The 24,008-nt window shown below is 39.9% G+C and carries 23 protein-coding genes; 8 read left to right on the top strand and 15 right to left on the bottom strand.

Annotation, left to right across the window (positions count from 1 at the left end; translation table 11 throughout):
* Nucleotides 1-42: 42 nt before the first annotated feature.
* The 4 genes from kdpF to LVQ96_01570 are packed head-to-tail and all read left to right on the top strand — an operon-like array spanning nucleotide 43 to nucleotide 4,530.
* The gene (kdpF, locus tag LVQ96_01585; GenBank protein ID MCW6169846.1) at nucleotides 43-132 is read left to right on the top strand and encodes a K(+)-transporting ATPase subunit F; all 90 of its coding nucleotides are present in this window, start codon (nucleotides 43-45) and stop codon (nucleotides 130-132) included.
* Nucleotides 129-1,898, top strand: a complete 1,770-nt coding sequence (locus LVQ96_01580; protein ID MCW6169845.1) for a potassium-transporting ATPase subunit KdpA — start codon at nucleotides 129-131, stop codon at nucleotides 1,896-1,898. The genes kdpF and LVQ96_01580 overlap by 4 nt, the downstream gene beginning before the upstream one ends.
* Nucleotides 1,898-3,892, top strand: coding sequence for a potassium-transporting ATPase subunit KdpB (kdpB, locus tag LVQ96_01575; protein MCW6169844.1), 1,995 nt, complete (start codon nucleotides 1,898-1,900; stop codon nucleotides 3,890-3,892). The genes LVQ96_01580 and kdpB overlap by 1 nt, the downstream gene beginning before the upstream one ends.
* On the top strand, nucleotides 3,886-4,530 hold the full coding sequence (locus LVQ96_01570; GenBank protein MCW6169843.1) for a potassium-transporting ATPase subunit C: 645 nt from the start codon (nucleotides 3,886-3,888) through the stop codon (nucleotides 4,528-4,530). The genes kdpB and LVQ96_01570 overlap by 7 nt, the downstream gene beginning before the upstream one ends.
* An 88-nt stretch (nucleotides 4,531-4,618) precedes the next feature.
* Here LVQ96_01570 and LVQ96_01565 read toward each other — a convergent pair whose 3' ends face one another.
* Nucleotides 4,619-5,437: a universal stress protein gene (locus LVQ96_01565; GenBank protein MCW6169842.1), complete on the bottom strand. Its 819-nt coding sequence runs from the start codon at nucleotides 5,435-5,437 to the stop codon at nucleotides 4,619-4,621.
* Nucleotides 5,438-5,646: 209 nt separating this feature from the next.
* Here LVQ96_01565 and LVQ96_01560 point away from each other — a divergent pair, with 209 nt between their 5' ends.
* Nucleotides 5,647-6,126 carry a hypothetical protein gene (locus tag LVQ96_01560; GenBank protein MCW6169841.1) on the top strand — a complete coding sequence of 160 codons (480 nt, stop codon included), beginning with the start codon at nucleotides 5,647-5,649 and terminating at the stop codon, nucleotides 6,124-6,126.
* Here LVQ96_01560 and LVQ96_01555 read toward each other — a convergent pair.
* Nucleotides 6,119-6,922: a DUF6114 domain-containing protein gene (locus tag LVQ96_01555; GenBank protein ID MCW6169840.1), complete on the bottom strand. Its 804-nt coding sequence runs from the start codon at nucleotides 6,920-6,922 to the stop codon at nucleotides 6,119-6,121. The genes LVQ96_01560 and LVQ96_01555 overlap by 8 nt on opposite strands.
* Before the next feature lie 202 nt (nucleotides 6,923-7,124).
* On the opposite strand from LVQ96_01555, the gene LVQ96_01550 reads away from it, so the two are divergent.
* Nucleotides 7,125-7,793, top strand: a complete 669-nt coding sequence (locus LVQ96_01550) for a GntR family transcriptional regulator (protein ID MCW6169839.1) — start codon at nucleotides 7,125-7,127, stop codon at nucleotides 7,791-7,793.
* 60 nt (nucleotides 7,794-7,853) lie between these two features.
* Here the strand turns inward: LVQ96_01550 and LVQ96_01545 are convergent, their stop codons facing one another.
* The 9 genes from LVQ96_01545 to LVQ96_01505 all read right to left on the bottom strand — a co-directional run bounded on the left by LVQ96_01545 (nucleotide 7,854) and on the right by LVQ96_01505 (nucleotide 18,318).
* The gene (locus tag LVQ96_01545; protein MCW6169838.1) at nucleotides 7,854-9,383 is read right to left on the bottom strand and encodes a polysaccharide biosynthesis C-terminal domain-containing protein; all 1,530 of its coding nucleotides are present in this window, start codon (nucleotides 9,381-9,383) and stop codon (nucleotides 7,854-7,856) included.
* A 71-nt stretch (nucleotides 9,384-9,454) separates the two neighbouring features.
* Nucleotides 9,455-11,107 (bottom strand): MFS transporter, encoded by a 1,653-nt coding sequence (locus LVQ96_01540; protein ID MCW6169837.1) that lies wholly within the window; start codon nucleotides 11,105-11,107, stop codon nucleotides 9,455-9,457.
* Between the two features lie 51 nt (nucleotides 11,108-11,158).
* Complete coding sequence (locus tag LVQ96_01535) at nucleotides 11,159-11,641, bottom strand: HAD family hydrolase (GenBank protein MCW6169836.1); 483 nt, start codon at nucleotides 11,639-11,641, stop codon at nucleotides 11,159-11,161.
* A gap of 10 nt (nucleotides 11,642-11,651) precedes the next feature.
* Nucleotides 11,652-11,939: an MTH1187 family thiamine-binding protein gene (locus LVQ96_01530; protein ID MCW6169835.1), complete on the bottom strand. Its 288-nt coding sequence runs from the start codon at nucleotides 11,937-11,939 to the stop codon at nucleotides 11,652-11,654.
* A 143-nt stretch (nucleotides 11,940-12,082) separates the two neighbouring features.
* Nucleotides 12,083-14,422, bottom strand: coding sequence for a hypothetical protein (locus LVQ96_01525; protein MCW6169834.1), 2,340 nt, complete (start codon nucleotides 14,420-14,422; stop codon nucleotides 12,083-12,085).
* Between the two features lie 110 nt (nucleotides 14,423-14,532).
* Nucleotides 14,533-15,504, bottom strand: coding sequence for a hypothetical protein (locus tag LVQ96_01520; protein MCW6169833.1), 972 nt, complete (start codon nucleotides 15,502-15,504; stop codon nucleotides 14,533-14,535).
* Between the two features lie 116 nt (nucleotides 15,505-15,620).
* Nucleotides 15,621-16,616, bottom strand: a complete 996-nt coding sequence (locus LVQ96_01515; protein MCW6169832.1) for an FAD-dependent oxidoreductase — start codon at nucleotides 16,614-16,616, stop codon at nucleotides 15,621-15,623.
* A gap of 14 nt (nucleotides 16,617-16,630) precedes the next feature.
* Nucleotides 16,631-17,035, bottom strand: coding sequence for a thioredoxin (trxA, locus tag LVQ96_01510; GenBank protein ID MCW6169831.1), 405 nt, complete (start codon nucleotides 17,033-17,035; stop codon nucleotides 16,631-16,633).
* A 107-nt stretch (nucleotides 17,036-17,142) separates the two neighbouring features.
* On the bottom strand, nucleotides 17,143-18,318 hold the full coding sequence (locus LVQ96_01505) for a hypothetical protein (GenBank protein ID MCW6169830.1): 1,176 nt from the start codon (nucleotides 18,316-18,318) through the stop codon (nucleotides 17,143-17,145).
* A 129-nt stretch (nucleotides 18,319-18,447) separates the two neighbouring features.
* Between LVQ96_01505 and LVQ96_01500 the strand changes: the two genes are divergently transcribed.
* Together LVQ96_01500 and LVQ96_01495 are read left to right on the top strand one after the other, a co-directional pair.
* Nucleotides 18,448-19,395: a PLP-dependent cysteine synthase family protein gene (locus LVQ96_01500; protein ID MCW6169829.1), complete on the top strand. Its 948-nt coding sequence runs from the start codon at nucleotides 18,448-18,450 to the stop codon at nucleotides 19,393-19,395.
* A 69-nt stretch (nucleotides 19,396-19,464) separates the two neighbouring features.
* Nucleotides 19,465-20,736: an FAD-binding oxidoreductase gene (locus LVQ96_01495; GenBank protein ID MCW6169828.1), complete on the top strand. Its 1,272-nt coding sequence runs from the start codon at nucleotides 19,465-19,467 to the stop codon at nucleotides 20,734-20,736.
* Here LVQ96_01495 and LVQ96_01490 read toward each other — a convergent pair.
* The 4 genes from LVQ96_01490 to LVQ96_01475 all read right to left on the bottom strand — a co-directional run bounded on the left by LVQ96_01490 (nucleotide 20,733) and on the right by LVQ96_01475 (nucleotide 23,885).
* Nucleotides 20,733-21,458, bottom strand: a complete 726-nt coding sequence (locus tag LVQ96_01490) for an HNH endonuclease (GenBank protein MCW6169827.1) — start codon at nucleotides 21,456-21,458, stop codon at nucleotides 20,733-20,735. The genes LVQ96_01495 and LVQ96_01490 overlap by 4 nt on opposite strands.
* A gap of 12 nt (nucleotides 21,459-21,470) precedes the next feature.
* On the bottom strand, nucleotides 21,471-22,559 hold the full coding sequence (locus tag LVQ96_01485) for a mevalonate pyrophosphate decarboxylase (protein ID MCW6169826.1): 1,089 nt from the start codon (nucleotides 22,557-22,559) through the stop codon (nucleotides 21,471-21,473).
* A gap of 115 nt (nucleotides 22,560-22,674) precedes the next feature.
* Complete coding sequence (locus tag LVQ96_01480) at nucleotides 22,675-23,280, bottom strand: AAA family ATPase (protein ID MCW6169825.1); 606 nt, start codon at nucleotides 23,278-23,280, stop codon at nucleotides 22,675-22,677.
* A complete protein-coding gene (locus LVQ96_01475; protein MCW6169824.1) occupies nucleotides 23,277-23,885 on the bottom strand; it encodes an isochorismatase family protein in 609 nt (202 codons plus the stop codon). Before LVQ96_01475 ends, LVQ96_01480 begins: the two co-directional genes overlap by 4 nt.
* Between the last annotated feature and the right edge of the window lie 123 nt (nucleotides 23,886-24,008).

The following is a 24,008-nucleotide window of genomic DNA, read 5'->3' as shown; positions in this document are numbered from 1 at the left end:
ACACATTTTTAAATATACGTGTCGCATTAATGCGAGAAACCGATGATTGTAGCCTACCTCGCATTGGGCCTTATAGTATTTGGCCTTGTAATATACCTTCTCTATGCAATAATCGGAGCTGAGAAATTTTGACTAATTTAGACGTAAGTAGTAATGGTTCCTTTTGGAGCATGTTTTTCCTTCAAAACCGTTTGGTTTCTGGCGCCATAATAATCATAATTTACATACTAATAATGCTGATTTTTGCGTATCTGATTTCTGGCTACATAAGCAGCATATATCTTGATCGGAAGAATTCAGCTGACAGGATACTTAGGCCCATTTTACTCTTCGCTGAGAAACTATTTGGAGAGGATTCATCCAAAAAAATGAAGTTGAAAGAGTATTTCCTTACTCTAATCTTGTTCAACGCCTCTGCCGGTATTATAGCGTTCCTCTTTCTCTATTTTCAGAATAAAATTCCATTTTTCGGCTCTTATTATCAATATAGCCCTTCACTGGTGTTCAATACAGTAACCAGCTTTTTAACGAACACAGATCTGCAAAATTATTCAAATCCATTACATCTTTCCTATTTCTCGACAACATTTGTTCTCACAGGCCTGATGTTTCTCAGTGCTGGGACAGGATTTGCCGCGTCGAAAGCGTTTATTCATGGCATCAAGAATGATGACGGCTACCTTGGGAACTTCTATCATGATTTCCTTGTTGCCATAATATATCTGATTTTCCCCTTGACACTCATTGTTACTATAATTCTGCTTCCACTTGGAGTACCTCAGACAATGCAGTCCTACGTTATTGTACATCCTATTCTTTCCAACTCTATTTTCAGGGTTCCGCTTGGGCCCGTAGCCACATGGGAAGCAATAAAGAATATAGGTACAAACGGTGGAGGATTTTATGGAGCGAATGCTGCATCACCGTTCGAAAATCCTAATTGGATATCAAACCTGGTTGAATTCGTAAGTTTCACGATTATCCCCCTAGGATCGTTGATGTCCCTTCGTTATATATTTAACGACAAAAGATTCGTGAATATGTTAATCGGTGTATTGCTGGGAATATTCCTTTTCACGACGTTCATGACATTCTTCGGCGAGTATGTTGGCATTCCTCAATTATCCATGATGGGAATAATTTATAACGGAAACATGATAGGCAAAGAGACTGCTATAGGTCTTTCCCAGAGTTCGATCTTTTCAACTGGGGCTGTATTCACTTCTACAGGTGCCGCGGCAACGCAACTACTTACTTTCACACCCGCAGGTATCCTAGGTGTGCTTGGGAACCTTATTTTGAATGACCCACTCGGGGGCGTTGGCACGGGGGTTCTTAATATATTCATGTATGTTATTTTCGCCATCTTTATAACAGCCTTGATGGTGGGAAAACTTCCTGAACTAATGAGTTTGAAAATCGGATCAAAGGAAATAAAGTACTCCACACTATCGCTGGTTACTCATCCTCTCCTGATTCTCATACCGTTTGGCGTCACAATTTTCTTTCTTCCGCATATCCTTGCACCGTTTACTAATCCAAGATCAGATATCATAACGGAGATATTCTATGAATTCGCTTCAGCGGCTTCTAACAATGGCTCTGCAATGGGTGGATTCACAGTTAACCAGCCGTATTTGAATTATGTTGAAGGAGTGATTATGTTACTTGGGAGGTACCTTCTGATGTTTTTCCAGCTTGCTGTTGCACAGTCATTCGCATATAAGATTCCAAAGGTACAGTTGGGTAGATCAATAGATACTGGATCGTTCACTTTTGGGCTCATGCTTTTCTCCACGATGATCCTACTTGGAGTGCTCTCCTTCTTTCCTATACTTGCTGTCGGACCATTTGAGGCTTGGGGACGCGCTTTCGGCCTCTTCATAGGAGTGGTATAATGAAGATCAAAATTACAGAAATAATGCTGGATTCATTGAAAGATTTTGACCCAAGATTCCTCAGGCATAATCCCGTAATGCTCGTTACAGAATTTGCCTTCATAATTTCAGTTATTGCTGCAATTGTTCCTGGCTATTTCGATCTGCCTGTCACACTCGCTTACAGAGAATTCTATATTGCAGTCATAGTATTGCTATTCCTTACAGTCTTTGCCTCAAATGTAAGCACTGCAATTTCTGAGGGGAAAAGCAAAGCGATCACAGATTCCTTGAAAGCGTTGAAGAGAAATGTTCCAGCTAAAAAGGTTGATGGAAAGAAGATCGTTGAAGTTAATTCCTCAGATTTGAAGAAAGGCGATGTAGTAATTGTTGAGGCGAATGACGTAATTCCTACAGATGGAGAGGTAATTGATGGAACAGGTTATGTTAATGAATCCAGCGTAACGGGCGAATCCAGGCCGGTCAGAAAAATCCTCGGGGACAGCGTGACTGGATCGACTGTTCTCCTCACTGATAGAATTAAAGTTCTTGTTACAGCGAATGAAGGTGAAACCTTCTTGGATCAGATGATTTCAATAGTCCAGACAGCAGAAAGGGAAAAGACGCCGAATGAAATTTCACTGCAGGTTTTGCTCTCGGGAATTACACTTATATTTCTGATTGTCACCGTTGCACTCTTTGCGGTTTCAGGTTTTGCTGGAGTAAAACCCGATCTGATAATATTAATAGTTCTTTTAGTTGCATTAATACCTACTACAATAGGTGGCCTTATACCGGCTATTGGAATTTCAGCAATAAACAAGATATCTTCGCACAATATAATTGCAAAAAGTGGAAAAGCAGTAGAAAATGCAGGAGACATAGATACTATAATCCTTGACAAAACCGGAACTGTGACGGTTGGAGAGAGAGGCGCAGTAAAATTCTATCCAAATCAGGGTATAGACTACAAGAAATTCGTAAAATATTGTGCTATGGCTTCGATTCAGGATCGAACGAAGGAGGGTATGTCCATAGTTAAACTTTCAGAGAAAGAAGGGATAAAGCTGAGCGAATCTAATCTGAAATCGTTCAAATTCATTCCATTCTCGTCTGATACAAAGTTTAGCGGTATAAGTGGGAATAAAGAGGAAATAATGAAAGGATCATACAACGCGCTTAAGAGCCTATATGATCTGTCCGATAAATATATAGACAGCATATGCAAGGACATATCCCTGAGGGGAAGCACTGCACTTACCGTTACCAGGAACAAGAAGTTCATTGGCGTTATAGAGCTCTCAGATATACTCAAGCCTGGGATAAGACAGAGGCTTGAAAGATTAAAAAGCATGAATATTAAACCTATAATGTGCACAGGTGATGACGAGATTACTGCAAAGTATATATGCAGCCAGATAGGAATAACGGATTACATAGCAAACAGTAAGCCCATGGACAAATACAACGTAGTCGTTAAAGAAAAAGAACAGCAAAGGATGGTCGCTATGGTTGGTGACGGAACGAATGATGCACCTGCACTGGCTAAAGCTGACGTTGGAATGGCAATGAACAGCGGAACAGCGGCTGCGAAAGAGGCAGCAAACATGGTTGATTTAGAAAATGATCCAACAAAGCTTATGGATGTAATTTTCCTTGGAAAGCAGATTCTCATTACTCGTGGTTCCCTAACAACGTTCAGTATTGCGAATGACCTGTCTAAATATTTTGTTATAGTCCCTGCAATTTTTGCTGCCTTCTCATCGCTGGATTTCCTGAATCTGCTTGACCTCACGAATCCTATTGTTGCTATAACTTCTGCTTTAATTTTTAACACAGTAATTCTCATTGCCCTGATCCCTCTTGCTCTGAGGGGGGTCAGGTATAAACCATCGTCCGTGAATGAACTCTTAAGAAGGAACGTACTTATTTACGGTCTTGGCGGTGTGATTCTGCCGTTCATAGCTATCAAAGTGATATATATGATTCTAATTGCTGGTGGGGTGGTATGGTGAAAATTAAAGCCTTCATAAAACCTATTGTTTTGGCACTTGTTGTTCTCTTTGTGATGGGTTTTGCTTATCCAACTGTAATGTCTATAATAACTGAAAAAGCCTTGCCAAACCAATCGACCGGAAGCCCTATAAAGATAGGCGGGAAAATATATGGTTCATATCTTCTAGCCGAAGCCTTTAACAGCTCGATCTTCTTTCAACCGAGACCATCGGCAATATCATACAACTTAAGCCAAACAGGTGGTGGAAGTTGTTCCCTCGACAGCAGTGCGATGCTGAACCTCACGGAGAAATATATAAAGGAATTTGAGCACGAAAATCCGGGCATTAACTCGTCTCAGATACCGGAAGAGATGGTATCCTTTTCCGGATCAGGTCTGGATCCCGACATACCGCTACAGGGAGCAATTGACCAGGTGAACAGAATATCTGTATCCATACATAATCTTCTTGAAAATAAAAGCCTGAATATCGGGGTGAAAAACATAACTAGCCTCTTGATGAACAAAATTAACGAGGACAAGAAACAGAATTTTCCATTCTTTGGTTCATATTATGTAAACACTGTGTTTCTTAATTTTGCCATAATCGACTACCTGATGAACCTTAAAGCGCTTCCTTCAAACTACCTAGATTAGAAACACTTTCCCATTAATGAATGGAATCTTATGATAGAATTGAAGAAATCTAAGTCGAATTTCTACAAGCCACCTGCGAAATCATGCTTCACTTCTTGTATGCTATGATGTCCTGATCGGTTCCCTTGATCAAACTCTTCAAGAGTGAACTGTATCGTATTCTGTGGTTTCCGGTTTCTTTAATTCCGATAGCAATTGCATCGACACTGTTTTCTTTCGTTATGTTCAAAAGCTCTTCCGAAAGATTAGGGCTCCTGTGAGATCTCACAATACTGATTCCTTCCCCAAATTTTGATATAAGTTCTCCTATGTTGTCGATCAATGATGCGAATTTCTGAGAAGGTTTCTCATCATAATCTCTGAGGTCCGCTAAAATTAACTTGCAACCAAGGGCTTTCTTAACATTAAGCGCAAAGATTATGGAATCTTTTTCTACGAGTTGTTCTGAAAGAGGGACGAGAATTGCCCTATACTTTGATGCTTCCTTGTTTGTGTTTATCAGACCAACTGGAACCTCAGAGTGCTTCAAAACATAATCACCAATGTTCCCAAAAATAGAAGCTGAAAACATGGATCTTTTGAATGTCGCTATTAGAAGCAGGTCGTATCCCCGAGATTTTGCTTCTTCTACAATACCAAATTTAACTGCCTTTGAAGTGCGAACCTTTGGTACAACCTTAACATCATTTTCGAGCCCATCCTTGTAAGCGCTCACGACTACTGATATCTTTTCGCTCCATGTTATTTCCCTGATCTCTTCTTTGACAGTAAGAGCAGTTATTTCACTGCCAAAAGCCTTTGAGAGTGAAAAAGCAAGGTTCAAAACAACTGTCGACGTACTTCCTTTTGCCATGGGAACCAAAATTTTTTCAACTTTAAAATGGTGAACTTTAGATGACTGGATCATGAAATATTCATGCCATCTTTGTTAAATAATTTTTCTAATATAGAACCATTAATGGAAATAGGATAAATTATTGGCTGGTAAAATATAATACGCCTTTCGATTTTTCCGGCATGTGAGAATAAAGGCAAAATGGGATTGTATTGTTATATACTATCACGGGGTATTGGGCAATTAATAATATTTATCTATAAATTAGACGTACCTTATCTGTGAACTGCCTGAAAATTAAACGCCATGAAATTTATGGGATTCCTCCCAACGAGACGCTTGCTACGATTCCATGGGAGGATGCTATGTTAATTGATTATGATGCGATAATCAGCGGAAAACCCGATCTGAAGTTGTATGATTCGATCTCAAAGTTTTTGGAAATTGTGGTTTTTAATCTTTCATACAGGGTTGATGATGTGATAGATTCGATGATATCGGGCGCATCGAAAGTTGTCATTGATCCACAATCCAGCGAAGATACTATTGACAAGCTATTAAACATATCAGGCGATATCGTGCTTCCTGCGTCAAGAAGGGATATTGCGTATAACTTCACACACAATGGCGGAAAATATTTTATTTCGAATGGCCCCATCCCGTACGACTTTGAATTGTGCTACAATGTTGGAGTTGCGCTTTCAAGCGAGAAATATGTAGATGTTAAAGATTTCCCTCAGGATCTTATCCATTTCATTTAGTGGCCTGGTTTTCTGACTCGGTAGATGGTTTCTTCTCGTATCCGATTACTTTTGGACCCGCTTCCTGTTCCTTAAGAAGTTTCTTGTACTCCTTGTTTACTGAACTCTTAGAAATGTCTTCATATCCCTTGATTTTCCTGCAGTGCCCTCTAACTAATTTCCCATCTTTCCTCCTATATGGAGGCACCCATTCACCGCCATCAGGGCACTTTTCAATATCTATAAGCGTTCTTTCGAGAACTCTCAGGCGATCAGCATTGTGCGGCTCTACTATGATAGGAACTAACTCCTCCCCAACTTTTGGCTTGACCAGAGGACTTGATTCAGTTGAAGCAGAATAGTCCACAGGTTTGGGTGCAGGAGCTGGCTTAACCTCTTCTTTCGCTTCTGAGACTAGTGACGGTACCTTCGCTTCTTCTATGTGTGCTGAAGATGAAGAAACAACAACCATACCACCGACCAAAGCTAGGACACCCCCTACAACGATTCCGAAAGCAGATGTCATTATGCTCGCAAGGGCCAATACTATAATGGTTATCCCAAAAGGAACCTTATGTCTTTTATCATCGGCTAAGAGAACTCCTAGAATTATGATTATTACGCCAACGATCGCGCCTATAATCCCTAACAACCTATAATTCACAGAAAAGTAGTTAAAAGGTTTTACAATATTTGCAAGGGAAGACGGCACATATTTTAAGAAAATGAAAAAAAGTCCACCAAGCAATATGAATCCCCCACCCACAATAACTAAAGTAAGGTCTGCATAACTTTTCTTTACTTCTTCGTCACTCATTAGATGTGTATATCATAAGTATTATATAAATTAAACGGTTTATTTTAGCAATCCACACATCTTGGCACTCTGCAGATTATATGTAAATTGTATAGAATAAAGATAATGTTTTCAAAATTTGTTTAAACATAAGGGATCGATTGAGAACTTCTTAATTAATTAACTATAAATATTTCTATTTGAATGTAATCAGGTTAAGAGAATGAAAGAACAGGAAGATGGAAGTCAAACACTTACCGAGACTGCGTATAGATACATTTTTGATGGAATAACAAACGGCAGATTCAGGGCCGGACAATCCATCAGTCCGGATACGCTATCTAGGAACTTGAACATGAGTAAAACGCCTATAAGGGAGGCACTTCTTCAGTTAGAAGTAGAAAACCTTGTTTTTAGAAATGGCAGGTACTATAATGTCATATATCTTGATGAACAGGAGGTCCTAGAACTCTATCAGCTCAGAAGGATACTAGAATCAGAGGCCGCATATTATGCAGCAAAGAACGTTAACGAACAGGTTGTTAGCGATCTCGATGCGGCTCTAAATGCTATAATTGAGGCTTCAAAAGAGTCCAATCCGGAGCCAATTAAACTGGCAGATCTGAATGGGAAATTCCATTCAATAATCGCAAGGGCATCCGGAAACAGATATATAGTTCAATACACCACTGAAATAAGGCTTAAACTTAAAGTGATAAGAACAACCTTCTTCAGCAGTTACGACCGCAGATTTGATGAAACTAAAGAACACAAGAAAATATTTGATGCTATAAGGCAGGGGAAACCGGATCTTGCAAAGCAGTTGACTATAGATCACATGGATAAAACAATAAAATATGTTAAAGACTATGTCCTGAATAAAATGTACTAGAGTGCTGGAAACCTTTTATTGAATTTCTGTAATCAAGTGTTTTCTTTCTTAAGAGCATTATTACTTTTCTTCTCTATATCTCTTCTTAAGGCTCCTTGGGCTGAACTCCGCGATTATTCTCGAAATATCTGAGATTGTTGTTTCCCTTATCAAAACAGCTACGGAAAAATATACCACGACAGAAAGTACCGCGGTACCTAACAACACAAACACACTTCTTGGAGAAATAAAGTGCTCGACTAGTAATATGGCAGCCACCTCGGATATTACAGGGCCAATGTGCTTTATTATCCTCCAGTTAAATGATATGTGTTCTATCTTAAAAACGTTCAGCCTGTAAAGTGCGGCGGACAGTATACTGGAACTTAGTATGGCAATTGCGGCTCCGGAGGCCCCTTGGGATATCCTTGTTATTCCGAAGATATTCGGCGGAACCAGGATGAGGATAAGTATTATGTTAACAATTATCACTGAAATATCTATCCTTGCAATGATACCGGTTTTTTGCCTGGATTCCAGAACTGACCTGTAAGGAGCATTAATGGCGCTTATGTAAGCGACAATTGAAAGCAATGAGAGCATAAGAAAATATGAGAAGTAAGTCTGTGTGAAAAGGTTTAAAATGTATCCGGACAACAACGCAAAGTATACAACGATTGGAAGGACAAATAGAGATGTCAACCGTTCATACTCAAATATAGAATTCTTATAGTCTTCGATCTTTTTACTCCTTCTGGATATGCTGAGTAAAGGAAGAAAGAACATTGTCAGTGAAGTTGAAAGTGTTATTACAACATTGGCAATCATCTGGCTCGTGTAAAATGCGCCAGTGGCTATGTTTTCCCAGAAAAAATTGATCATTACTTTATCTATGTTCCCGTTAATCACTGCAACAGAAGACACGAACATTAGTGGTATAGCGAGCATTGTGTATGATTTAGCTAGTTCCCGTGACGGCTTTCCTATAGTCCAAGGTCGACCCAGCATCATCAATATACCAAAATAAAGGGCATACGAAATACTGTATGTAATTGATATGTAGAGGGCGGGAGCGTATCCTGCGGTGCTGGTAACGCCATAGCGAATAGCGATAGCAAGGAAGATAAACACTGAGTTTCTGAACGCAGACTCTATAATACCAGGTATAGCCATTCTCCCAGATTTTATTTTTGCCCTGTAGTATGCAGTAGGGAATCCTATGAGACTCTTGAAAAAATAGTATGGAATGAGCGATACAACGATCCAGAATTCTATTGGGTTATCGAAACCTCTATGAAGCACATGTACCCAGAAAAGCAATGAACCAACGACAAGTAAAACAAAGACGGCGCCAAGAATCAACTTAATTCGCAGATAGGTTGCATTACAAGCCCCTACATCTTCACCATTAGATAATTTGATCGTGTGGGCGGTGGAATATCCAAGATCGGAAAACAATGAAAGGATCCCGGTATATCCTATACCGAAAGCGACAAAGCCCCATCCAGCACTAAAACTACCAACTCGCAATATAAATAATAAGCCAAGAAGCCCTAAGATCGCTCCTATTACGTGCTGTATTACGACTATAGGTGAACGAGTAGATAACAATAAAACGGTATTCTAACAAATACAATAACCTTTGTACAACTATCGAAAATTAAAATAAATATAAATAATTTTTATTTTCTCCTGGTCTTTGTCATATATGAAAATACAGCAGCCGCAATCGATACCGCTACTCCAATGTAGAAAGCAATATCAATAGAACTTATGAATGCTGGTGCCAAAACACTTGGAAACCAGTGTATCGCCGAAATTATCGAATAGACATGTCCAACACTGCTAGGAGGGTTGAAGCCTGCAGATAAAAGTATCTCATTAACGGGGTTCTCACCGAGAAAGGCCGAAAATACAGATATCGTTGGAGGTGTCCTCATAAAAGCATTAATTACAGATGTTGGCGCACCAACGCTTTTAAGACTTTTGAAAAACTGTAAAGGCAGAGAGGTCTGAAGCGAGCTGAGTATTATTGCAAAAAATATGCCCGTGCTTGCAGTCATACCAGCATTTCTCAATGTGGAAAGCATGCCGGATGCAGCCCCCCTGGATTGCACCGGGACCGAATTCATTATCAAAGCTGTGTTAGGTGCCGCAAACATACCGTTACCTATTCCCATGACAAAGAGTGCGATCGCAAAATATACGTATGCAAAGTTAAAGGGCAAAAATGAAAGCCCGAGGAAAGCCCCGGCTACAAGAAGCATCCCTAGTGTTGCGAGTAATTTTGGGCCATGCCTATCGGACCATACCCCGGCAAGCGGACCCATTATTAATGTGCCTGCTGTGAGCGGTACCATATAAATGCCGGCCCAAAGTGGAGTTTGTGAGTATGGAATTCCACGGATCAAGGGAAGCCATATACCCTGTAATAGTATTATTAGAACGATCATAACTCCGCCCCTGCCTACTGAATTAAGGAGATTAGCCATATTGCCCGTGGAAAAATCTTTGTTGTGGAATAGGGAGACGTCAAACATTGGCTGCTTGATTCTCTTTTCCGCGAATGGGAAAATTACCAGCAACACAGCGCCAGATAACATGGAACCAATAACAAACGGGCTGGTCCATCCAGTAGGATTACCGTTGTATGGCATGATACCGTACGTGAGACCTATGAGAGCCAGCGTCAGCCCTCCGGCGAAGAGTACGGTTCCAACATAGTCAATCTTCTGCTTTGATAAGCGAGGTGATGTTTCCTTTAGTTTTAACAGGCTCCAGAATGTTCCAAGAAGACCAATTGGAATGCTTACAAGGAACACATACCTCCAATCGTAGACAGACAATATACCTCCAAGAATGAGCCCTATGAATGCCCCGGACATCAGTGAGACCTGGTTTATTCCAAGTGCCTTCCCCCTTTCATTCATCGGAAAAGAATCGGTTATAATGGCCGAGCTGTTTGCAAACAGAAATGCGGCCCCAACACCCTGGACTAACCGAAAAATAACAAGCTCAAGCGCTCCGGCAGTACCTGTTGAGGGAGTTATGAAAAGTAACACAGATCCGAAAGTGAAGATAGCAAACCCCAGAACAAAGAGCTTTACGCGTCCAAATATATCGGAAAGCCTTCCAAAAGTAACTAAGAGGGTGGCAGTTATTATATTGAAACCCATCAAGAGCCAGAGAAGATATACGAAAGAACCTGGAGCAAAAACATCAAGATGTATCCCTTTAAAAATCGCGGGAATGGATATCAGAATAATGGTTGTATTCACCGCAGACATGAATACGCCTATCGTTGTGTTTGACAGCGCCACCCACTTGTACTGCATTTCTGGAGTATAGTAATAATCGATATATTTCTTTACACTAGTCGGAAAAAATTAGTGGTTACTGCTCTCGTCGTCCTTGTTGAAAATGATCTTGAAACTAAGGCCTGCATTTCGCGCAAACTCCCCATCAATATCGTCACGATCGCCGACAACAATCGATCGCGTCAAATCGATATCGTACTTTGAAATGATCTTCTTCAGCATCCCCGTGCGTGGCTTTCTGCAGTCACAATTCTCGTCGGGCCTATGAGGACAAAAAAAGAAATCATCTATTTTACCTCCCATTGCTTCAACCTTTTTCTTCAACTCAGCGTTAAATACCTCCACTTCACGTTCGGAAAAATAACCTCTGTTTATCCCAGATTGATTGGTTACAACTATGACAAGGTAGCCCTTTTTTGAATAATACTTTATCAATTCTACAGCCTTTTTATAGATATGAAGATCTTTTGGGTCATGGCAGTAGGGACAGTCTCTATTAATTGTTCCGTCGCGATCTATCAGCAATGCTGGTCTCTTTTCGGACTTTTGCATGTAGTTTTCCTCAGGATATGGCATCTATTTTTCGGCTAACTGAATTCTCAAGATCAACTCTATGATCTATTTTTATTATTGTCTCAACGCGCTGAAACCCCAGTGATACTATGAACGATTCCGTATTTTCCAATGCATTGAAAAGTTCCTTAACAGAGTTAGCTTCCACAACAGTTGCCATGCTATTCGGGTAACATTTGAGACCGTTTGATCTGAGTGTCTCTATCGCACGCTTGATAACTGGGCCAACTGAAATTCCCTTTCCTATTGGATAAAAAGTTACATCTGCAACTATCATGTCTTGTAATGGAATGATCGCGTAAAACGATTTCGCCCGGTTTGAGATTTGCTCTGTTTTTCCTTTAATGTCCTCAATTTGAAATAGAGGATCCCGCTTGTGATCCGATAGAGGTTTCCCAATTTCATAGACATTCATCTTCTCTAAGGATGCTTCTTGAGCTTACAGCTCTCGCAGTTTCTTCCAAAACCCCTGTAAAGCTTTCCACATGTCTTGCAAACATAGTAAGTGTGGTGAATCTTCCATGACACGTAAACTCCCAAAGCGGCAACAGATGCAAGTACAATGGATGCAAAAAACTGCGTATTCAAAAAGAATGGTGTTCCATGATTACTCTTTGGTGTTAGTTCTACATTTATTGATATTGATGTGCTATTTTTGCTCTGCCCCAACAACCTTACGCCAGTGAAGAGTGTAACATTTAATTTTGTTATTGCAAGATTTTCTTTCCCGAGTGAGAAATAGTAAGTTCCGTTATTCGGCTTAATAATATCATACGAAGTCCCCACTACGCTGTTACCTTCGAACTCAAGTATTCTCAATGTTGTTTTGCCAATTTCAAATGATCCGATTCTAATTATGTGCAGATTCAAGACCATATTATTGCCCGTTATAGAGAAATTACCAGAAATGTGGATTGATAAGTCAGGAAAGACGTATATTGATTCACAATCCATCGCGCTAGAATTCGTAACGTAGGCCTCATCGGAACCCCAATTCAGCCTTAATGTATAACTTCCAGGGCGGACATACGAAGGCATGTGAAACACCTCGGAATAATTTTTTGAAACAGGGTCTGTGATTATAATCTGAGTGGAATATGCCGATCTGTTTCCTTGGATCAGCGTAGCATTCACGGATACTGTATTTAAGCCCTTGGAGGAAAAGAACGCAGAAAAATTTAGCATCGAATTCGTTCCAGAGACAAAACTGCTTTGACGCAAGTGAAATGATATTTCAGGAACATCTGCAGTTAATTCTACATCTAGCACACTATCATTGAAGCTTGGGAAAGGTGGAAGGAATAGCGAAGTGCTTGAATTCATAAATCCTATCTCGTAATTTCCAGTATAGATAAAGTTCGGAGTCCCGTTCCCATATCCATAAAGAAGACTCGCCTGGTTATCATTCAGCACATTGAATGTATTCATAATGGAATCAATCTTTGAATTGACTTTATCGGTGACATTTTTGAGGTGATTAGATTCCTCTTTAATCATCGGATCGAAATTCATTATTGAAAGTCCATGATATGCGCCATTTACCAACACGATCCTTGATAAATAGATATTGGAGTGTACATTGCAAAATGGTGAACTGGAATAGTATGTCTCTCCGGAGATAAGGGAACTCACGATGTATACGCTGCTTCTGTTAGCAATTATTCTATTTTTCTCTGGATTTATTATGTTCTTTACTGTGAACAGGGGCTTATCGTTTATGCCCAACAAAGAATAGACGGAGAATAAAGTAGAATTTGTGAGGACATAATTAAACATGGACACGGGATACAGACTAACCGTATCATTGGAAATTAGGGTAAGCGAGAGATTTCTGATCTCCACTGGGCTATAGAAATTGTTCAGTAGTTTGATTTGAAAATTTGTTTTATTTTGAAACCACGTGGATAAATGAGGGAGAGAGAAGAAGAAAGTCGACTGATTCCTCTGTACGTCCTCGCCATTTTTCCACGGAAGACCTATTTTTTCCACAGTTTTGTTTCCTGAATTTACTATCAGCGAGTCGTTGTCTTCGCCCCTTACGCCTGAATAATTAAATGAAACCTTTGCCGAAACGACGTAGGAATCACGATAAATTACATTTGTTTCATTAATTGGAATTGTTGAATTCTGGGAGAAGTTCAAAATCTCTGAGTTCCAGATAGCAACTGGAAAATATCTGTTACTCGAGCAATTCAACAATCCGCCAATGCTGCTGTTTATCAAGTTAATCGATGAAGAATTACTTACGAGTCGCATAGTTCTTTCGAAAGGATCGCTTTTACTGAGGTTTGCTGGAAATATACTGGAATTGATGACTGTTAAAGTGGAATGATTCAGATAAAATCCACCAGGAGAAATAATTTTACTATCTCTCATTATAATAGCGGAATTGGGTAAACCGTGAATAAGCACCTGTCTGACCGCGGAAGAATATTTTGTTGAAACTTCCAGAGTTGAGTTATCCAATACCAGAGTTCCTCTGACACCAATATCAATCGTTTTTAAGGTCAAATTTTCGGCTATTACTGTGGTGTTTTCAAATACCATTTCTTTACCGCTAGGTATTAGAATATTACCGGTCAAGTACGTTGAATTGTAAACTTTATAACTCAGAGATTCTCTGTTTCTTGCGCTGCTGTGAAATTCGTCTGCCGTCACAGTAACATGGTGACTTACTGGAGAAATACCGGAAAACGATATAATTATGATAAGGATTAATTGTAATATAACCAGAATACTCTTTTTACCGTTTACGGCCATTACCCGCAAATCACAACCATTTTTATAACACTTGTCTTCACCAGGATAACTCAATATACTCACTGAATGGTCGATAGACGAGCATTGAAACGTTGAAAAAGGACAGTGACCTATGCTACAAACAGTTTTGATGCCGACGATTTTAGATCATTAAAGAGCTTACTCTTACTCTTTAAATAGGCAAGATGAACCTGATCAAGTTCAAGTGTAGCCTCAACGGGAAGTTCTGAAATTTTAAGATATTCCCTGAGAACCATGGATTCAAGTATACCTTCGAACAAAATGAGAAAATTATTCTTAGAATAACGCGTTGGTTTGGTTGCCGCAAATTTAGACATAATATAAGCAATCAAGCTACCTCGCGTATAATCCCTTGATAATATTCGTTCAAGTTTCCTTAACTCCTTGATATCTGAAATTGAATAATTACACGAGATTATTAAGTCTCTAAGCAGGCCGAGATGATAATTTGACCACGAATAATCTCCATCATGGAACCGAATGCTCAAAACTTCATTTTTTTCCATGTCACTAAGTTTCATCAAGGACGTAGGAAAGGCGAAAACGCCATAGTTAACCGTCAGCCTAGAAAAGAGGTCAATGTCTTCACCGTTAGTCAGGTCTCTCCATCCACCGACCTGATCAATAAACTCACGATTCAACAAGGAAAGTTCAGAATAAAATAGCCGCTTGATTCTCATTTTCAGAAAACCATGGATTAAGTCCGCATACTCAATCGGATAAGATATATTCGTGCAGAACGGGACAATATATTTTCCCTCGGAATTTTTGTATGCGATTTTCTTTCCACTACCAAAATTTCCCTTCCGCCCTTCCACAATTTGTAAATCTGGAATAGAATATGAATACTCCCTCCTTATCTCTTTCGCCACAGGTGACCCTGAAATATTAGCCAGAATAATCTCGTAGTCATTGCCAAGTTCTTTTGCTATTTCGTTTATGCTTTTAATGCTCGCTGACAACCTCGAATCAAATTTATGCGTCGCACCTATGAAGCTTATCTTGGAATTATACTCACGTGTCTCGAGGAATTCACGATTTCCTAGTTCAAGGTGCTCCATGTTCTCTATATTTTATGTAATTCGAACACATTAAGGTTACGATTCTCTTAAAATCATTAGATTTCATCCTTGGACTGATGCCAATGTGCTCATCAACCAGCCCTGTGAACATTTAATTATGACAGTGTAAGAGATACACCGACCTTATCAGTTTTTACCGTTTTCCAGTCCGTATTCATAACTCTTAGGCCTTTCTTTTTCTGGATGTAATTAAAAGCTGAAAGCGCAGCAGTCGCTCCCTGACCTGCCGAAATCACTGCTTGTTTATAGGGTATATCGGTGATGTCTCCGCAGGCAAAAATGCCTTCTGAGCTTGTGTTTCCTAACTTATCCGTAATGATTTCCTTACTGGAATTTAATTTCACAAGATCTTTTACAAAGTCACTTTTGGCTATGTAGCCCATTTCGACAAATAATCCATCTATCTTCAGCTCAAACTCAGAGGGGGGACTGCTACTGCGATTCAAAACTTTAACACTTTTTACTAATTTGTCACCATTTATTTCTTTAACGATCGAATTCAAGTAGAATTTGTTCTTTTCGCTGGAAATTAATTGCTTATAGTTCTCGTCGTCCTTGTCCACTCGCGATCCGGTGTATATGATATGCAACTTTGACGCTGCGGATGAAAGATAAACTGCTTCTTGCAATACATGATCCCCGATACCTACAACAGCGATTTCCTTTCCTTTATAAAGTGGGCCATCACAGACTGCACAGTAAGAAACCCCATGCCCTGCAAGGCGATCTTCGCCGGGAACATTCAAATTCCTTGGGGTCTTGCCGAATGCAAGAACCAAAGCCGTAGATCTGAATTTCGATTCATTCGTCGAAACCAAGAAAACACCATCACTCTCGCGGGACACAGAAACGACCTCATCATATACGAACTCGGTGCCGTATTTCGATGCCTGTTGATGGAACTTATTCATTAGGTCGAAACCAGAAATGTAATCGAAACCAGGATAATTTTCAATCTCATTTGTTAGCAGAGCCTGCCCACCTATATCTTTTGATATTACAAGAGTCTTCAGATTTTGCCTAGACAGATAAAGTGCTGCAGAAAGACCCGCGGAGGCCGCACCAATAACTATTACGTCATAGCTATCCATGGAATATCAGTTCTTTACAGGTATTTCCTCAATTTTGCTTCCAGAACGCCTCTAGGAACTGCACCTATCTGTGAATCCACCAGTCTGCCTTTCTTGAAAAACATTATAGTCGGTATACTTCTAATCATGAACTGATTAGACACCAGTGGATTCTCGTCCACATTCAGTTTTCCAAAAGCTGCTTTACCAGAATAGTCTCTAGCGAGTTCCTCGACAATTGGTGAAACGAACCTGCACGGTTGGCACCATTCAGCCCAGAAGTCTACTACTACCACATCGTTTTTGGAAATTTCGCTTGCAAAAGTCTGATCCGTTAGGACCTTTGGTTTACCATTATTTTGAACTGTTTGCTTATTATTTTGTTTTTCCATTATTTCCTTCATCATCTTCTGCCTTATCATATCTATGTTATCGTCCATGTGACAATCACCTCATTTACTTAAATAGGACAAAAAACTTATTAATGCATGGGATATTTATTTTACGATATTTCTCATATCATAAAATTCCTGTTCCAATTTAACGTTTATAGAAAACTTATCATTGCACCTGTTGACCATGCCTGGGGATAACAAGGGGCGATTCTGAGATTATCATAAATTAATGTGCCGTCCCGAGTAACACTGAAGTATTCTGGCATTTTGCCCATTTTTATGTACGCTGCAATGATGCGCTCTCTTATTTCCCTGTATTCTTTTAGGTAACCTCTTCTTTTCAATCCCATAGCAATAATCCAGTTGTCTTGAGGCCATATTGCCCCTCTCTGATACGCTTTGGCGTCAAATCTTGGGTCTTTACTCGACAAAGAACGCACCCCAAATTCTGTAATCATGTCATCTTCGAATATTCGTTGAATTATGTCTTTTTCTCGCTTTCGGCTAAGCATGCCACTGAACAACAGATGTGCAGGATCACTTGTAACTGCGGTCTCCGCGACCCCGTCTCCATCACAGGCAAGTGCGTAATAAGATGTTTCATCTATCCAGAAATAGTTATCTAGGTTTTCCCTAAGATCTCGTATACGCCTTTCCGTATTCTCAATAGTTTCAGTTAAGTCTAAACTAGATCTGTAAATGCCTTCACGCATAATTTCTTTCATTTTAACAAGAGCATAGTAGGCGTATCCTTGCACACCAACTGGGCTAACGGGTGATTTAAGGCGATCCATGATATCCCCTATTCCGTCCCTCCATGATTGTGACTGCAATCCTCCTCCAATTACGGCCTTTTCGTATCCTAGAAAATAATTTCCGAATCCATAATTTAATAAAAAAGATAATGCGTTATCGACCGATGTAGTTAACTGTTTGGAAAACCTCATCTTCTTTCGCTGCCTAGCTTCAGAAAATAGAATAATAAAGAGTGGAGTGCTGTCCACGGAGAAGAAACTCGGGCCTCTTTTCAGCCACGGGATAACTTTCTTTCTTTCCTCATATACCAGTGGATCATCGTAATATTCGTGAAGGATTTTTCCAGGATACTCTCCAGTCTCCGCAACAACTTTCTTGCCCTGTAAAGAGGCGAGTGCATTCAGTGTCTTAATTGCTATTCCAGGATCATAGTCAAGTAATTCCCAGGATGAAATAATAGAATCACGCCCAAATAATGCTCTGAACTTAGGTAAACCAGCATAGAGATAACCTTCTCTGCTTTTTAGCTCGGATATCTCTTTGCTTAATCCCTCATTGATATTCTTTTTCATAACGAATATACATATAACTCTCCTCAATAATAATGTTCTATCGGCGTACATGACACTTTACCTAATTTTGCGCATTGATCTTACGGAATCGAACTCATAGCCTTATTTACCCGATAAATATCTATGACTATGACAATCAACGGTTTCTCTACAGATCCCTTAGAACTGATAGGCAATACCCCATTACTAAAGATGCGAAGAATGCCAAACGTGGGTGGAGCGGATGTTTTTGTTAAGCTTGAGTACTTCAATTTGGGTGGTTCTATCAAGGATAGGGCGGCAAAGTACATAATCGAATATGCAGAGTCTGCAGGTATACTAAGTCCAGAAACCGAAATACTCGAAGCTACTTCTGGAAATACGGGAATAGCCATTGCTATGCTTTCTGCTGCGAAGAATTATAAATGTACTATAATAATGCCTGAATCAGCCAGTGCAGAAAGAAGGAAAATAATAAGCGCCTATGGAGCAAAATTAATACTCACGCCCGGAAGGCTGGGAACTGCAGGTGCCATAGAACTAAAGAGGAAACTCGTGTTGGAAAATCCTGGGAGATATCTAGATCTTGATCAATTCAGTAATCCCGCGAATGTTTACGCGCATTATTCAGGTACCGCTGTAGAGATACTTAAGCAACTAGGCGGAGTACCACAGGCCGTTGTAATTCCAGTAGGAACCGGTGGCACAAGCATGGGAATTTCTTTGAGGATGAAAGAAGTCGATAGCAGAGTAAAGATTATCGGGGTAGCCCCTGCAGTTGGAGTGAAGATTGACGGGATTAGGAATCCAAAAGACGAAAACCCATCGAAACTTATCAGGATGGATGCTTTCGACGAATTCATAGAAATAGACGAGGAAATGAAGCAAAGAATGTTAAAGACCCTGAGAAATGCGGCAAGAATAGAAGGCATTTTTCTTGGCCCCAGCTCCGGGTGTGCACTTCACGTTGCACTGGAAGAAGCAAAGGGTATGAAACCTGGAAAGAAAGTAGTTGCAATAGCGCCCGACAGTGGAATGAAATATCTGTCAACAGATAGTTTTCCTGATTTGAGCACTAGTTCCGTGAACATCAGTTAACGCACTTCCGCTTTAACTGGTAAAATTCTGGAGGCGTTATGTTTTTATTTTAACTGAAGTTTACCACAAGTGTCATATCTCAGTGCCGATGTCGTTATAGTTGGCGCAGGAATAGTAGGACTATCTTCAGCGTACTACATAAAGAAAAATCATCCAGAAAAGGACGTACTGGTTGTTGACGGAGCACACACATTCGGACAAGGAAATACAGGAAAAAGCGCTGCTGGATTTAGAGACCTTTTTACATCTGACATAAACTTTAAACTTTCCAATTCGTCAATAAAGTTCTACTCAGATACTCAAAACAAAGGGATCGACATTGGAATGAAATTTGTTGGATATATGTTTCTTCTTAACCAGGATAATTCAAACATAAAATACCTAAAAGATCTGTCTGAAAAGACACCTGTAAGGGAACTTCACTTAAAGGATCTAGAAAAGTATGAATTTTTACGCACAAAACTACCATCCGAGGTTAAGTCCCTGCTTAATCTTGACGATATTGATATCGCATTAGTAGGCGAAAATTGTGGTATTATTGAGCCGGAACTTGTTGCTGAACACTACTACAATCTTGCGGTAAATGAGGGTGTTAAGTTCAAATTTGATTCCAAAGTAAAGCCATTGAGACTTGACGCGAGAGATAAACTTGACTTTCCTGGGGAACCGTTTATCTGGCAGGAATTTACACTTAAGTCTATAGAAACAGAAGCTGACCAGATTAGATTCGACAACCTCATTCTGGCATCTGATGTCTGGACAACAGAGCTTCTTGAACCTACAGGTATAGATTCTCACGTCAGGCCAAAAAAGAGACAGATATTTCAGCTTAGCGGAAGCCCTGTAGAAAAAATTTTAAGCTCATGGAAGGAGAACCTGGAAAACGTGTTTCCTTTCACGATACTACCCGCTCATGGAGTCTACATAAGGCCCGCTCCAAAGTACCATTCGCTGTGGATAGGATGTGCCGACGACTACAACAGGAGTTTCTCTCTTGAAGACGATCCACAAGCTGAAGACGATTTCTACACATATAACATAGCTCAGATCCTTGGTTCATATTTTCCTTCGCTTGGAGATGCAAAAATTACAGGGAAATGGGCGGGATATTATTCCTATAATACTATAGACATGACACCTTACATATTCAGGGAACTAAATATTATAGTTGCCACAGGCACAAGTGGAAGCGGAATCATGAAAGCCGACAGTATAGGGCGGGTTGTTGAAGCTCTCTTCTCTAACAAGGATGAAACTGAATTATACAACGGTGCAGTAATCAAAACATCTTCACTGGGAATACGAAACAGATCTGTGCAACATGAAAATTTAGTTCTCTAGACAAGAATGCTATCATCTGACTTTAAGCATCTTGCAACGATTTCTCTTCCGTTGCTCAGTTTAACAAACAACGAGATGTAATCGACCGCGGATAATGTCATTCTGGCCAGTTCAGCTATATCAAGAAAGTCGTTTATTGAGATCTTCACGACAAAGACATTGATCTTTTCACCCATTATACGTGTTACACGCTTAATGCCATCTTCTAGATCTAATACGATACCATAATCCCGTATTACGCCACGTTCAATTTTTCTAACATTATTTTCCAACCCAGATGGAACGACCATCCAGACATTTCCATAAAACATGTCGAGACTGGTTGAATTCTCGCCAGGTATTCCCGAGTACTGATTTGAGAAGGTTTTATGGTGGCAGCTTTCACACAGAGTTATCAGGTTTCTGAACGTATTTTTTCCTCCGTCTTTTCTCGGGATTATGTGGTGAACCTCAACTGAGAAATGTACTTTGTCGTAGTTCCTCGAAGAATCAACCGGACTCAAAGAGTTCGCGCCGCATATTCTGCACGAGTAATCGTCTCTTACTAAAACAGCCTGGGAGATAATATTCCATGATATACCCTCTCCTGACATGTCGCCCTTGGGATCAAAATCCGTAACATCTGCTAGACCGAACTTTTGAGAAACATAACGTAATGTGGAAAGAGGAAGTTCGGGAATATCCTTATACACGGTCATCTTGAAAAATTGTGCTTTATCCACACTTTAAAATATTCATGCATGGGTATTGAACTTATCGAATGCTCTTAGTTGTTCTGAAGAAGAGCCAGGATCACCAGGGCTTTCTCCCCATATAAATTCTGCTTTCTGCTTCTCTATAAACTCCTGGATCAGTCCCTTATCCAAGCTCATGAGGACAAGGCTTGGGCCAGTGTCAGCAGTTATGTATATGCCTTCATTCTTTTTCTGAAATTCCATGAAGCTTAGCAAAATTTTCAACGATTGTGGTGAATGGATGAACACACCCTGGGAAAGCAGAACAGAATGCATTCTGTACATTTCCTGTTGAGCAATATGAAGGAGATTATCGATAGCATATCCACTGCGAATAATGTCTTCTATCTCACCGGCCTTCATCGCCATCCATCCTGAGTAAAACGATGACAAGATTGCCGTTTCATGCGCATTCGCGGTCTGAATCACTGATGGAAATGGGTAACAACCAAAATGTATTTTGCCAACATCAATCGGGAGCCTCGACCCATAGCTTGTTTCTTCCCGAATATATGGATATGACATCCAAATTGAAATGCCTCCAGAAACAGAACGTGTTCCAGAACCAGAAACCAATCTGGCCAACCTAGAGATCATTGACGTCTCTTTTAGTGCATCATCACCGAAGACATTAGAAACTAACGATCTCGCAGTTGCAGCAGCAATAGCTGCGGATTCACCAAGACCCTTAGCGGATCTGTACTTTCTCTTACGATCTATTCTGAACTGAAAGGATCCTTTTATATCGTAAACGTTTTTGAAAAATTCAAGCGCCCGTCTTGCTCTCTCTGTATACACGGGTTTCTCCTCACCATCGAGTATTACACGGTCTTTGCCAGTCTCTTTAAAGAATACACATTCTGAAAGGGCAACGCTAAAATCTGTCAGCAAGGAAATGGATGGAAAGTTTGCAATGTTTATTGATTTGTCAAAGTAACCAAGAAACTTTTCAATACCAGTAATGGGGTAACCGATACCGTAAGACTTTTGTCTGTCCTCGATGAACGGTTCATGGCTATGAAATCCTTTGATTATACCATTTTCGACAAGTTCGGATTCGATCCTTTTAAATGACGATTCATCAGACATGTCTTATTTCCACCTAAGGGGGGTTATGATCCCATTCGAATTTATATTAGATTTATAATTTATTAATGCTCATTTGTTTAATTAATGTTGTCATTTAAATCGTTAATCGCGTGGTTCACTCTTTGCCACGTATATACTGCGAAATTTTCATCCTTGATGCATAATAATCTGTAGTATCAAAAACAGGAACATTGAAGGCCTTGCATTCCTTCATTGACGTGTCCATAAGAATCCTGTATCTTGGCAACTGATCAGCGAGGCGATTTCCTGGAGATTCTGAGTGGGTGTACTTTGTCCTTTCAAGTAGCTTCTTCGCATTTTCTTCCACGTTTTCGACATAAAGGTACAGCATGATAAGCTTGTCTTTTATGTCAGGGTCTATGAGTGACGGGAGAAAATAAAGAGATTCAAGAATAACACTCTCGCCGTTGCTTATTGCGCGTTTGAAGATCGAATTAAAGCCCTTGTTTATGAGCTTCGCCTGCTCTATGAATCCTTTCTCTATGTTTTCCCTGCTATCAGTTCCGAATTGCTTCCAAGCATCATAAACGCTGTTCTGAATTACACTATCGTCTGGGAAAAATGGTCTCATGAACTCCCTTAGGTAATCGCCAGAAAGTACTATATCAATGTTAAGCGCCTTCGCGAGATAACCGGAAATACTGGTTTTGCCCACGCCCGGTATGCCACCTATAAATATCACATGTTTCGAATTTTTCAATCAACCACCTCTGGCCATAGTTTCATCAGATCCCTAGAGTCTATTACTTCGTTATATTGCGAGATAATATCCAATGCCTCATAGTACACCCTCTCTGAATATGTAGACGTAGCATCTGAAATTACAAACGGGATATAACCATGATCCAATGCCGAGGCAGAGCTACGTAAAACATCAACTTCTGTGAAAAACCCAGTGATGAAGAGAATCTTCTTGCCACTTGCTCTGATAGACTTTGTAGCTTCTTCGTTCATAAATACATCAGGGGATTCAATCCTCATTGGACTTACATTTAGAATATAATTTGCAAATTGGTCCTCAAACTTCTTATCAAGTTTTGAGGGTGGCGCTATTCTTTCTTTGCGCCGATTTTCTTTTAATTTATAATAATTATACAACTTGTCATCTTTGATAGCTGTTTCATCAGTGTTAAGGAACAATTCGGGAATTTGAAACTTATCGCAAGCATGTTTCAGAAAATCTAGAGCGGTTATTACTTCAAATTTACTAAAAACCTTACTAAATGTTTCCAGTTTATGATTCAAGTGAAGTACTAGTATTTTCTTTTCATTAATAATATCTGTGAATGCAGACGACAGATCCATTATTGTGAAACACCTAGATATTTGTGAATGTTACGGAAGTCACATTAACTTGTCAGATGATAACAGTATCGGGAAAATTCGAAAGATTCCTCGATTGAACAGAGAATATAGAGAGAAATTGTA

The sequence above is a fragment of the Thermoplasmatales archaeon genome (genome assembly GCA_026127925.1).
Lineage (GTDB): Archaea > Thermoplasmatota > Thermoplasmata > Thermoplasmatales > Thermoplasmataceae > JAKAYB01.
Note: the sequence above shows the minus strand (reverse complement) of the source record. Positions and strands in the feature narration are given on the sequence as shown.